Raw genomic sequence first — 12,601 nt, 5'->3', positions numbered from 1 at the left:
AGATACTGATTTTTTAATAATTCTTGATTTAATTCTTAATAAATTTTAAAGACAGATGATCGAGCTGTAGAATATAAACTCCCGGAAGAAGTTTTCCGACCTCAAGTACATTACCATTTTTGAATGGTGCTTTAATATTTAAAAGTTGCTTGCCCGTAAAATCACGAATAGTGGCGCGCTGAATCATCTCTAATTGCGTACCCTTAACAAATAGCTTGGTTCCTAAAACAGGATTTGGATATAAAAAAATCTGGTCTTTCTTATCCGCACTGATTTCTGCAGCAGACAAAACTCCAATATTGTCGCAATAATCTACGGGATAAGATTGCCACTCGGAAAGATTAAAGGTAGACGTTGGCTCTACCACAGCCGAAGATCTGTACAAAGAAACATCGCCAAGCATTTCAAAATTATTTTGACCTCTTATTCCAATCGCATCAATGGTAGTGGATACATAGCGAAGTTCGATATAATTACTTCCGTTAAAAGTCATTTGTGGTGCCGCAGAAACAAACCGTGCTTGCTCATTGGTGATACAACTAAAATTTGAATATGGATTTAAGATTACAAAACTCTGATTATTTTCCACAATCCCTTCTAATTCATAAGGTGCTGGGAAATAGTAATTGTTATAAGTATTATTGTAGAATTGAATACTGAGGCGATATTTATTCAAATCAACAGCATGGCCGGTTTTATTGATAATTTCAATTGCTTTATTATCACCAGACCCCTCCAAATATTTGGTAATCATTAAATCCTTCGAATATACATCTTGATCTAAAGTATGGATTGATAATAAATTACTTTCCGCTGATTCTGTATAATCTTTATAATATGCTTTTACCGCAAATTGATAAAGTGTTGACGGAGTGAGATGATCTGCAATAAAATTCGTGCTTTTGGCATAACCAACAGGTATTCCATTCTGATAAATCTTATATCCCAAAATAGTACTATCAGTAGAAGGACTCCAGTTCAAATTAACAAAATAAGCACTTGTTTGTGAACTGCTTAAATTTTTTGGTGCTTCTGGAACCACCACGACAGGATTTTGATTCCAAATAGAATTCACCCATTCCGGATGATCAACAAATGGGTTTCTATTTTTCTGAATAGTATATACCCGATTGTTTCTTTCGATTTCACGGGTTGATACTGGGTCGCTATTATGCCACTGTAAAAGCATGGCAAGAAACCATTCTTCGTAGGCTTTTTCTTCCGATCCATCTAAGGGACTGGTATCATTGGCGGGTGAGGTGCCATTATAAAAATTAAAAGAACTTAATTTTCCTTCGTACCGAACGACGTAATACAATAAACTCCTGGCAATATCTCCTCGAAATTCGGGGTGTGGCTCGTAAACTCGTCCGGTATAGCCTGAATTAGGCGTGGCATTTTTGTTGATTTTAGAGCCATTGGTAAACGTGTAGTAATTAGTTGTTCCTGCAATACCGTACGGATAATTGCTCCGCAATTGATTAATTCTCGCATCAGTAGGTATTACAAAAAATAAATCTGAATACATAGGATAATTGCTGTTAAAGCTACTTTGCGGCATCATGTGTTCCCGGTTATAACCTAAACCTTCCGCTCCGGCGGAACTGATCAGGTTGTCTTTTGTATAGTGGTAAGCCGTAGTTCCAGTCGGATTATTACTGTAGATATCTAATAGATAAGTAGTATTAGAAGCGTCATAATCATAAAAATGATCTACATCAGTTAAGGCATAAAAACTCGGTAAATCACCATAATGCCACGTAATCGTTTTGTTTGAAATGATGTCGTGAAGTTTGGTTTTAAGTTCGTAACCATTAAGTCCCGATACCCCCTCATAGTAATTAGCTGGTGCCTGCGAAAAAAGTAATACAGGCAAAAAGAAAACAGAAAATAAAAATTGCTTCATTGCGTTTATTTGCAGCTAAATTACAACATAAGATTTTGAAAAACGGGGAAACATTTCATTTTTTTAAAAAAGGAAAAATCGATCATGAATCAGAATATTCATATTTATAGGATATTAACGCATATAATCCCCTAAAATATTTTAGAATTTTATACATTTTATATATCTTTGAAAACAAATATTAAATATGAATAGCGAACTAACTCATAACCTCACTATGATTGCAGAAACAGCCCGGGATTTTGCAGAAAAAAACATCCGTCCAAATATTATGGACTGGGACGAAAGCCAAACTTTCCCTGTGGAATTATTTCATCAGTTAGGAGAAATGGGATTTATGGGAATCGTAGTTCCTGAGCAATACGGTGGGTCTGGTTTAGGTTACCACGAATACGTAACGATTTTAGATGAGATTTCACAGGTTGATCCATCCATTGGTCTCTCGGTGGCTGCTCATAATTCCTTATGTACGAATCATATTTATGAATTCGGAAATGAAGAACAAAGACAAAGATGGTTGCCACAACTTGCTTCTGGTAAAGTAATTGGAGCTTGGGGGTTAACGGAACATAATACCGGATCAGATTCAGGAGGAATGAGCACAACCGCTGTAAAAGACGGTGATGACTGGATTATTTCTGGTGCAAAAAACTTTATCACCCACGCAATTTCAGGAGATATTGCCGTGGTAATGACCAGAACTGGTGAAAAAGGTGCGAAAAACAATTCAACCGCTTTTGTTTTAGAAAAAGGAATGGCTGGTTTTAGCTCCGGAAAAAAAGAAAATAAATTAGGAATGCGTGCTTCAGAAACCGCAGAACTTATTTTTGATAGTGTTAGAGTTCCAGATGCAAACCGTTTAGGCGAAGTAGGTTCAGGTTTTAAACAGGCCATGAAAATCTTGGATGGTGGTCGAATTTCTATCGCGGCCTTAAGTTTGGGAATTGCCAAAGGTGCTTACAAAGCTGCTTTAAAATATTCGAAGGAAAGACATCAATTTGGAAAAGCAATCAATCAATTCCAAGCGATTAATTTTATGTTGGCAGATATGGCTACAGAAATTGATGCTGCAGAACTATTGATTCAACGTGCTTCAAACCTGAAAAATGCAAAACAGCCAATGACCAAAGAAGGAGCAATGGCAAAACTGTATGCTTCTGAAGCTTGTGTAAGAATTGCCAATAACGCCGTTCAGATTTTTGGCGGATATGGTTATACAAAAGATTTCCCTGCAGAAAAATATTACAGAGATTCAAAATTATGTACGATTGGAGAAGGAACTTCTGAAATCCAAAGATTGGTCATCGGTCGAGAAATTTCTAAGTAACAAGATAAGTTATAAATCAAAGCTCGGTTATTACCGGGCTTTTTTAGTGAAAAATGGTCTACAAAAAAATTTTCTAACCAAGAAATCAATAAAAAAATTTCCTCTATTTTATTCTTTTCAACCGATTGTCTATATTTGTTTAAATTAATACTTAATGGATCAAATCGACGCTCTTAATCAAGTGGCAGAATTTCACAAAACTTTTAACGCTCCAATTTTAGAAAACCCTCAAATTCCTAGCAGAGATAGATGCCAATTGAGAGTTGCGCTACTGCAAGAAGAATTAAATGAGCTGCAAGAAGCTATTAATAATAAGGACTTGGTCGAGATTGCTGATGCATTATGTGATTTACAATATGTTTTAAGTGGCGCTGTTTTAGAATTTGGATTGGGTGAAAAATTCGGTAAACTCTTTAATGAGGTCCAGCGTTCTAATATGTCTAAAGCTTGCGCAAGCCAGCAGGAAGCCGCTGAAACAATTGCCTTTTACAAAGAAAAAGGAGAAGCAGCTTATGCTCAAAACTCTGGCGACAAAATCAATGTTCATCGTTTATCTGATCATAAAGTTCTCAAAAACATCTATTATTCTCCCGCTGATTTAAAATCAATTATCGAGGGTTAACCATTTATTTTCAACTCCAATATTTATTAATAATGAAACATTTTACTAAAATAATATTCACCGCTTCTACCCTTTTTTTAGCCTTACAATCCTGCCAATCGCAGAAAATTGTAGTCAACCGAGAAGTAGAAACAACAAACGACGGAAAAATGCTCTTAGGACATCAAACAAAAAACCAATTATTAAAAGAACCCTACAGCGAATGGTTCATACAGGGCTTTGATGATTATCAAATCGATCAAAAAGCATTGGCAGAATTAAAAAAAGAAAAACTTAATTCCTATAACATTATTTTGGTGATGGGAACTTGGTGCGAAGACAGTCACCGGGAAGTCCCACGTTTTTTCAAAATATTGGAAGCAACCAAATATCCTGAATCCAAATTAACGATCATTGCCGTTAATCGCAAAAAAGAAGCACCAAGCGGTGAAGAAGGACTCTATAATATTCAGCGTGTTCCGACCATTATCGTACAGAAGTATGGAAAAGAAATTGGCAGGATTATTGAAAGTCCCTCCAGCGGATATTTAGAAAGAGATTTACTCGAAATCCTTAAAAAAGACAATACCTCACTTAAAGACTTAATCAAATAAATTGAAAGCAACCCAAAAACCCTTATTTTTTATCGCAGGAGCCACTGCAATGCTGCTACTCTTCTTTTTATGGAATTCTTTAACCAAGAAAACAGAAGAAAAAGTTCAGAATGATTATTACATCATTACCAATCAAATTCGAAAAATGAATAAAATGGTGGTCATGGAGCAGGATTTCTCTAGCATGCAAAAAACAAAAATCACCTCGCAATTATTGGGGAGCTCGCTCCTACCTTCTACCGAAAAAGAGATCATTACTTTTACCAAAACCAATGCACAGGTTACTTATGACTTGTCTAAAATGAATATTAAAGTTGATTCTATCAATAAAAAACTAATTATCAAAGAATTACCAAATGCAGACATTCGCATCATCCCCAGTGTTGAAATTCAGTCGATGGATGATTCTTTTTTCAACCGTTTTAGCGATAAGGATTTTCAGAAAATTACCAAATCAGCAAAAGATAATGCCTATAAAACAGTCAATCAGAACCGACTTAGAGCGGAAGGCAGAAAACAATTATTAGAAAATTTAGACCAAATATTTGTTTTGGCAAAGGCTTTGAACTATCAGATCGAAGACCAAACCGGTCAACTCGATGTATCAAAACTTTAAAAATAAAAATATGCATTCTGATAAAAATGAAAAAACCACAGAGGCGCAAGTAAAAAAGCAAAACCAGGATTTGCCCAATTTACCAGCCGCCAGTGAAGAGGTTAACAATGAAAAAGCGGTAAAGAAACAGATTAAAAAAACCTCCAAATTACAGCCCGATGGCAAAACAGACAATACCGATCATAATAGCGAAAATTAATTTTTCGCTATTTTTTTTATGTTAAAGTATTGCTAAAGTCCCAAAATACTCGCACAATGTCACAGAATTTGCTTACTATAGGTATAGCATATTAAACGGTCACCTTCAAAATTTATCGTCATGAATTACCATATTTTCGGAATCTTTCCGACCATTAACAATGCCCTATCAGCAGCAAAACAATTAGAAAAAGCGGGTTATGTAAAACAATTCATCGGTTTCACACAAAACAGTAAAATACGTCCTGAGGCTTTAGTAGAAGACCATTTCATCGATGAAAATGAAGTCACCGTCTACACTCCTAACCTAAATCGCGCGCACAAAGCGAAAAATATTTTGCTAAAATTTGGAGCCGAAATAAATAAAATACAAGGACTTACGCCAGAAAATGATCAAAAAGATAAGCAACAGAAAACTGCTAGAATACCATTTGGCAGACGAAAAACAACCAACCTAAATCAATCAAAAGACTAAATTGGCGTTTCAATCTGAAGCAGCAAGCATCTATTCTATCCTCAAGACCACACCTGCTTTCCATTACAATCTTTTTTGGGTCTCGCCTGTCGCCGAGACCCAAAAAAGGATTTTCATTTCAATCAGGGCTAAAACTTCATTTTTAGTAATCTTAGCCTAGCAAAACATCAAGAAATTAAAAATTTAAAGCCCTATAAAACCTCTATCTAAAATATTTTCGGCAATAACGCCAAAACTAAAAGACAGTTTCATAGAAAATCCGTATTTTTGCCACTTAAAATTTTTAGTTCAAAATGATTAAAATTACTCTTCCTGATGGAAGCATCAAAGAATTTGAAAGCACAATAACTCCGCTTGACGTAGCAAAATCAATTAGTGAAGGCTTGGCCAGAAACACCATTTCCGCTGTTGTAAACGGAACACAGGTAGAAACCACGACCCCAATCACCGCAGATGCTACGCTTCAACTTCTCACTTGGAATGATGATTTGGGAAAGAAAGCATTTTGGCATTCCTCTGCACACCTTTTAGCACAGGCGATTATGGCGTTTTATCCAGACGCAAAATTAACCATCGGACCGGCAATTGAACAAGGGTTTTACTATGATGTTGATTTCGGCGAAGAAGCTTTGTCGGAAAAAGATTTCGAAAAAATCGAAAAGAAAATGTTGGAGAATGCAAAGAAAAACGCAACCTTTTCAATATATCCGGTTTCAAAAGCCGACGCACTGAAAGCATATGCCGATAATCCTTATAAAACAGAATTAATTTCAAACCTGAATGATGGCGAAATTACCTTCTGTACCCATGATAACTTTACCGATTTATGCCGTGGAGGTCACCTTCCAACCACTGGAATTGTAAAGGCAGTAAAGGTTCTCAATGCTGCTGGAGCTTACTGGAGAGGCGATGAAAAAAACAGACAACTTACAAGAGTTTATGGAATAACATTCCCAAAGCAAAAAGATTTAACGGAATATTTGGAGCGTTTAGAAGAAGCCAAACGCCGTGACCATAGAAAATTAGGTAAAGAATTAGGAATATTTGCTTTCTCTGAAAAAGTGGGTGCAGGTTTACCTTTGTGGTTACCAAAAGGTACTGCTTTAAGAAAAAAATTAGAAGAATTCCTTTCTGCTGCTCAAAAAAAATCAGGTTATGAATTTGTGATGACCCCCCATATTGGCGCCAAAGAATTATATGTAACTTCAGGCCACTGGGATAAGTATGGAGCAGACAGTTTTCAACCAATCAAAACTCCAAACGAAGGTGAAGAGTTTATGTTGAAACCGATGAACTGCCCCCACCACTGCGAAATTTATAAAGTTGGTCAATGGTCTTACAAAGATTTACCAAAACGATTTGCAGAATTCGGGACTGTTTACCGATATGAACAATCTGGCGAACTTCATGGTTTAACAAGAGTTCGTGGATTTACCCAGGATGATGCCCATATTTTCTGTACGCCAGATCAATTGATGGCAGAATTTGAAAATGTAATCGATTTAACGTTGTACGTTTTCAAATCATTAGGATTTGAAGATTTTGTCACACAGGTTTCTTTAAGAGATCCAGAAAACAAAGAAAAATATATCGGCTCCGATGAAAACTGGAAAAAAGCAGAAGATGCGATAATTCAGGCGGCGAAAAAGAAAGATCTAAATTATGTCATAGAATATGGTGAAGCTGCTTTTTATGGTCCAAAATTAGACTTCATGGTAAAAGATGCTTTAGGACGTAAATGGCAACTCGGGACGATTCAGGTAGATTATAATTTACCAGAACGATTCGATCTTACTTATATTGGTAGCGACAATGAAAAGCATCGACCGGTGATGATTCACAGAGCGCCATTTGGTTCTATGGAACGGTTCATCGCCATCTTATTAGAAAATACGGCAGGAGATTTCCCACTTTGGTTGGCTCCAGATCAGTTCACCATTTTACCGATCAGTGAAAAATATGTGGATTATGCAAAAAAAGTTTCGCAATTGCTAGAAAATCACGATATTTGTGGACTGGTTGATGACCGAAACGAGAAAACAGGTAAAAAAATCAGGGATGCAGAATTGCAAAAACTGCCTTTTATGTTAATCGTTGGGGAAAGTGAAGAAGGTACTGAAACCGTTTCTGTAAGAAGAAGAGGTGAAGGGGATCTCGGAACAATGAGTATCGAAGACTTTATCAGCTACTTCAAAAAAGAAGCAAAAATTTAGAATAATTAGAATTTAACCAATTAAAATAAGACACCATAGCACAGAAATTTCATTACAGAGGTAGAGGTCCGCAGAGACGAGTTCAGGAAGATTTGCACCAGATCAATCAAAAGATCCGCGCAAGAGAAGTTCGTTTGGTAGGTGATAATGTGGAACCCGGCGTTTATCCGCTAGAAAAAGCTCTCGAAATAGCTAAAGATCAGGAATTGGATTTAGTGGTTATTTCAGATAAAGCAGAACCTTATATTTCCAGAATTCTGGATTATAAAAAGTTCCTTTATGAGCAAAAGAAAAAGCAGAAAGAACTAAAAGCCAAACAAGTAAAAGTTACGGTAAAAGAAATCCGATTCGGTCCACAAACCGACGAGCATGACTACGATTTCAAAAAGAAACACGCCGAAAAATTCTTAGAAGAAGGTTCTAAATTGAAAACCTATGTTTTCTTTAAAGGCCGTTCAATCATCTTTAAAGATCAAGGAGAAATTCTTCTTCTTAAATTAGCCCAAGAATTAGAGCACGTAGGAAAAGTTGATCAATTGCCTAAATTAGAAGGTAAAAGAATGATTATGATGATGAGCCCGAAAAAACCGGCTAAATAATTTGACAATGAGTTGTTGTAGTTATTTGATGATTACATCGCTTTGAATTATAAAATAGAAAGAGACTTTTTGAGTCTCTTTTTTTTTGGTTTTATAAACTCCTTTTAAATACTTGAAATTGCTATTAAATAAAAAACGCTAGTCTTTAAAGGTAGCGGTTGATAAGCGAATGGATTCTTGAGAAATCCTTGGTCTTTTCGACGCAAAGTTTCGAGAGCTTGTGCTGCAAGCTGCACTCTGAATCATAGAAGGTGTTTCCCCATCTTTATGTCGGCTCTTTCATACCGTCCTTTTTCGAGCTTCATTTCAGAAAAACCAAATTTACGGTAAAGATGAATTGCCGATTCTAACTGCGTATTTGAGTAAAGAATTACGGTTTTAATTTGATTTTGTTTTGCGATGCACAAGCAATGTTCCAATAAAAGTGTTCCGATTTTAAGACCTTGGGCTTTTTCTGAGACAGCCATTTTACCCAATTCAAAAATATATTCCTCTTTCTTAAGTAAAGATGCCGTGCCAACAATTTCATCATCAAGTTTTGCATAAAAAATAAAACCTCCTTTTTCGATAATCTCTTCTCTTGGATTGCAGAGCGACCGAATATCACTTTCCTCAACCCGAAAATATTTTTCGAGCCATTCGTAATTAAGAATTTTGATGGCGTCTTTCAGATCATCAGAAAAGTTTATTATTTCTATTTTATTTGGGGTCATGGTTTTTGCATGTGAATTAAATTATTTTCTAAAAATTAAAAGATGTTCTAAATTTCAACTTATTGACCCCTCAGTTCATTAAAATGGTGCGTTAATTAGTTTATAAGAGGACACATCAGCTTTGAAAATCAATAATTTTCAACTTTATGTTCTTATAAAAAACAAAACTACGGTGTCCAATTTGTTCTATTTAGAAATTTAGACCGCTATTACAATTTTTGCATTCCTTTCCAACAAAAGTAATTTAATCATACAGAAGATTAAATATGGGGAGAAGATTTAAAAAAAATATAATAATTTCCAGTTTTTTTATTTTACGACCAAACTCATCATCAAATTATCATGGTATTCCTCACCATTTTTAAAATAGTTCTCAACAATGCCATTTTCTTTAAAACCCATTTTTTTATACAAGTATATTGCTGATATATTTTCACAATAAACCTGGAGCAAGAGCAATTCTAGCATTGGATTTTCTTTAGCCCAATCAATTGAACTTTTCATAAATTCAGTTCCTAAACCAACATTTCTCCAATCAGTCAACATTCCCATTCCTATAATAGCGGTGTGCTGCATCATGATTCTGGGATTTCCTGTAAGGTCAATATTTCCGATAATTTCATTTTCGAATTCGGCGACCAATAACAAGGAATTGTCTTTCTGAATAAATGAACTGATCCAATCCCTTTCTTGTTCTACCGTAATAATAATTTCGTTGGAAGTCTTTGGAATAAACGCACTATCACTGATGTATTTTTTTAAGGTCGCTAAAAGGTTTTCAGCATCAGAAATTTCAGCAGTTCTGATTCTAACTTCTTTACGATTTTTAAGGGTGACTGTTTTGGGATTAAATTTCATTTTTTACTTTTAAAATAAGAATTATTTGTGTAGAGAACCGACCAATTAATAACTGCGTGTGTGCTACAATTTCGCTTAAGATACTTCTGCAACACAAATATAATTTAAATTTGCAAAGTCTTAAAAGTTAATCATGAGGTCGTGTAGATTGGGCTATGGTTTTTATAAGAACAACATCTCCCGCGTGAGGGATCGCAGCGGTTACCCCGGAATAGGCGATGGGAACGCGGGGGCATGAGGAGTATGAGCGAAGAGCCCGACCTGAGGGAGGGAATGGTCTGGTCGTCAGGCGAGATCATGAGCGACTGAAGGGCACGCCCCAACCTAAAAACAATTATATAAAATATCTTTTTTTAATTCGCTGAAATTTCGTACTTTTGCAGTCTGAAAAATGTGTAGAATACTGTAAAGGGTGTGCACGTGAGAAGAAAAAGATATTGATAACAAATAGATAAATTAAGCAAAAATGCCAAAATTAAAAACTAAATCAGGTGCTAAGAAGCGTTTTAAGCTTACCGGAACTGGTAAGATTAAAAGAAAAGGTGCTTTCAAAAGCCACATCTTGACCAAAAAAGAAACGAAGCAAAAGAGAAATCTTACGCAAACTTCTTATGTTGCAGAAGTGGACAAAAAGAGTGTTTTACGTCAATTAGCTTTAAAATAGTTTTTATAAATCAATCGGTTTATAAGAATTAACAAATTCAGAAAATTTAACCCTGAAACGGTGCACCTAAGTGAATGAATAATTAAAAATGAATATTGAAGAATTATTAAATTTTCCTTTTTCATTACTAATTTTAAACCTCCGCCCTTTTCAAAAAAAACAAATTTAAATTATGCCAAGATCAGTAAATGCCGTAGCTTCTAGAGCTCGCAGAAAAAAAGTTATCAAACTGGCCAAAGGTTTTTTCGGTAGAAGAAAGAATGTTTGGACGGTCGCAAAAAACGCCGTACAAAAAGCAATGCAATATGCTTACCGCGGTAGAAAAGAGAAGAAAAGAAACTTCAGATCGCTATGGATCACGCGTATCAACGCTGGTGCAAGAGAACATGGAATGTCTTACTCCCAGTTTATGGGTGCTCTTAAAACAAACAATATCGAATTGAACAGAAAAGTTTTAGCGGATTTAGCGATGAATCACCCTGAAGCGTTCAAAGCGATTGTGGACCAAGTAAAATAAATGTAAAATTTTTTGTTATCAATTATAAATCCTAAACATTTGTTTAGGATTTTTTTATATATTTGAAAAAAAATTTTATGAAAAAGTTTTTACTCTTGCCAATTGTTTTAATTACGGTTAAAAGTTACTCCCAAACTTTTGTTCAAACTTACAAAGACCGCGCTGATCTTGTTACCCAAGCAAATATCAATACCAACTTAAATGAATTTGCAAGTTACGGCATCAAGAAAACTGGAACTACTGCAAATAACAATGCAGCGACTTGGCTACAGAATAAATATACCGCCTTAGGATATTCTGCTTCTGAGATTACGACACAGAGTTTTACCGTTTCTGGTGCGGCAACTAAAAATGTAATTGTTACCAAAACAGGAACGACTTTCCCAAACACTTTTATTATTATTTGCGGACATTACGATACCATTAATGGTCCAGGTGTTAATGATAATGGTAGTGGCGTTGCAGCCATCTTAGAAGCTGCTCGAATACTAAAAGATGTACCTACAGAATACTCTATTAAATTTATAAATTTCTCTGGTGAGGAACAAGGATTACTTGGAAGTAAAGCATATGTGACCAATGTAGTAAAAGCAACCAACCCTAGAATGGATATTAAATTGGTTCTCAATTTAGATCAAATTGGTGGTGTTGCAGGGTTTAATAATGTTCAAATTAATGTAGAAAGAGATGGTACGCCAAGTTTTCCAGCGGGCATGTATCCTAGTAATCCATCCTCTAATAATGCGGCCTCTGCGGTAGTAAGTGCAGAATTATCTCAAAATATAATAAATTATTCAACCATCAGTCCCGTAAACTCTTATGTTGAGCGTTCTGATTATATGCCATTTGAAGCTGAAGGATATGTAGTTACTGGCTTATACGAAACAAAAGAAAGTACGAAGCCGCATACTTCTGGTGATACTTATGTAAACATGGATCCTGTTTTTTTATATAAAGTTACCAAAGGCATCGTAGGCGCAATACAATATTTTGCTGTCGCGAATACCGACCTCGTTCTAAGCACAATCAATACCAAAAAAGATTTAAAAGACCGCGTGGTTATTTTCCCTAATCCTGCAAATGATTATGTGAATTTGGGTCTTGATGGAAAAGGCTATTCGACCACTGTTGTAGACATGACCGGAAAAGTAGTAATGCAATCTGAAGATCAACAAGTATTAAACACTTCTAAACTAAAAACGGGTGTTTATATGGTTAAAGTAACAACCCAAAGCGAAAGCACCACTAAGAAATTAATTATTAAAAAATAATTTAACTAATTTTTTGAGAAAACCTGAGT

Annotated in this window: 14 protein-coding genes; 11 read left to right on the top strand and 3 right to left on the bottom strand. The window is 35.4% G+C overall.

The annotated features are described in order from the left end of the window. Nucleotides 1–28 precede the first annotated feature (28 nt). Nucleotides 29–1,906, bottom strand: a complete 1,878-nt coding sequence (locus QWY78_RS01940) for an endonuclease (RefSeq protein WP_290216007.1) — start codon at nt 1,904–1,906, stop codon at nt 29–31. A gap of 187 nt (nt 1,907–2,093) precedes the next feature. Between QWY78_RS01940 and QWY78_RS01935 the strand changes: the two genes are divergently transcribed. From QWY78_RS01935 to infC, 8 genes are all read left to right on the top strand, one after another. Beyond that, a complete protein-coding gene (locus QWY78_RS01935) occupies nt 2,094–3,233 on the top strand; it encodes an acyl-CoA dehydrogenase family protein (RefSeq protein ID WP_290216005.1) in 1,140 nt (379 codons plus the stop codon). 154 nt (nt 3,234–3,387) lie between these two features. Further along, complete coding sequence (locus tag QWY78_RS01930) at nt 3,388–3,855, top strand: pyrophosphohydrolase domain-containing protein (protein ID WP_290216002.1); 468 nt, start codon at nt 3,388–3,390, stop codon at nt 3,853–3,855. A 32-nt stretch (nt 3,856–3,887) separates the two neighbouring features. Beyond that, entirely contained in the window at nt 3,888–4,448 is a 561-nt protein-coding gene (locus QWY78_RS01925) for a TlpA family protein disulfide reductase (protein ID WP_290216000.1), read from the top strand. A 1-nt stretch (nt 4,449) separates the two neighbouring features. Continuing rightward, complete coding sequence (locus QWY78_RS01920) at nt 4,450–5,064, top strand: DUF4230 domain-containing protein (RefSeq protein WP_435389031.1); 615 nt, start codon at nt 4,450–4,452, stop codon at nt 5,062–5,064. A 10-nt stretch (nt 5,065–5,074) separates the two neighbouring features. Next, entirely contained in the window at nt 5,075–5,263 is a 189-nt protein-coding gene (locus QWY78_RS01915; RefSeq protein WP_290215999.1) for a hypothetical protein, read from the top strand. A 120-nt stretch (nt 5,264–5,383) separates the two neighbouring features. Continuing rightward, complete coding sequence (locus tag QWY78_RS01910; RefSeq protein WP_290215996.1) at nt 5,384–5,737, top strand: hypothetical protein; 354 nt, start codon at nt 5,384–5,386, stop codon at nt 5,735–5,737. Nucleotides 5,738–6,030: 293 nt separating this feature from the next. Next, the gene (gene thrS / locus QWY78_RS01905; protein ID WP_290215994.1) at nt 6,031–7,950 is read left to right on the top strand and encodes a threonine--tRNA ligase; all 1,920 of its coding nucleotides are present in this window, start codon (nt 6,031–6,033) and stop codon (nt 7,948–7,950) included. 92 nt (nt 7,951–8,042) lie between these two features. After that, on the top strand, nt 8,043–8,549 hold the full coding sequence (gene infC, locus QWY78_RS01900; RefSeq protein WP_290215992.1) for a translation initiation factor IF-3: 507 nt from the start codon (nt 8,043–8,045) through the stop codon (nt 8,547–8,549). A 242-nt stretch (nt 8,550–8,791) separates the two neighbouring features. On the opposite strand, the gene QWY78_RS01895 is transcribed toward infC, so the two are convergent. Continuing rightward, nucleotides 8,792–9,262: a GNAT family N-acetyltransferase gene (locus QWY78_RS01895; RefSeq protein WP_290215990.1), complete on the bottom strand. Its 471-nt coding sequence runs from the start codon at nt 9,260–9,262 to the stop codon at nt 8,792–8,794. A gap of 309 nt (nt 9,263–9,571) precedes the next feature. Beyond that, nucleotides 9,572–10,120 (bottom strand): GNAT family N-acetyltransferase, encoded by a 549-nt coding sequence (locus QWY78_RS01890; RefSeq protein ID WP_290215988.1) that lies wholly within the window; start codon nt 10,118–10,120, stop codon nt 9,572–9,574. Between the two features lie 466 nt (nt 10,121–10,586). On the opposite strand from QWY78_RS01890, the gene rpmI reads away from it, so the two are divergent. From rpmI to QWY78_RS01875, 3 genes are all read left to right on the top strand, one after another. Further along, nucleotides 10,587–10,784 carry a 50S ribosomal protein L35 gene (gene rpmI / locus QWY78_RS01885; protein WP_027377392.1) on the top strand — a complete coding sequence of 66 codons (198 nt, stop codon included), beginning with the start codon at nt 10,587–10,589 and terminating at the stop codon, nt 10,782–10,784. 172 nt (nt 10,785–10,956) lie between these two features. Further along, a complete protein-coding gene (rplT, locus tag QWY78_RS01880) occupies nt 10,957–11,301 on the top strand; it encodes a 50S ribosomal protein L20 (protein ID WP_290215979.1) in 345 nt (114 codons plus the stop codon). Nucleotides 11,302–11,378: 77 nt separating this feature from the next. After that, a complete protein-coding gene (locus tag QWY78_RS01875) occupies nt 11,379–12,572 on the top strand; it encodes a M20/M25/M40 family metallo-hydrolase (protein ID WP_290215977.1) in 1,194 nt (397 codons plus the stop codon). Nucleotides 12,573–12,601 lie beyond the last annotated feature (29 nt).

This window comes from Kaistella yonginensis (genome assembly GCF_030409525.1).
GTDB lineage: Bacteria > Bacteroidota > Bacteroidia > Flavobacteriales > Weeksellaceae > Kaistella > Kaistella yonginensis.
The sequence above is the reverse complement of the archived record's forward strand: the minus strand, read 5'-3'. Positions and strand labels throughout refer to the sequence as shown.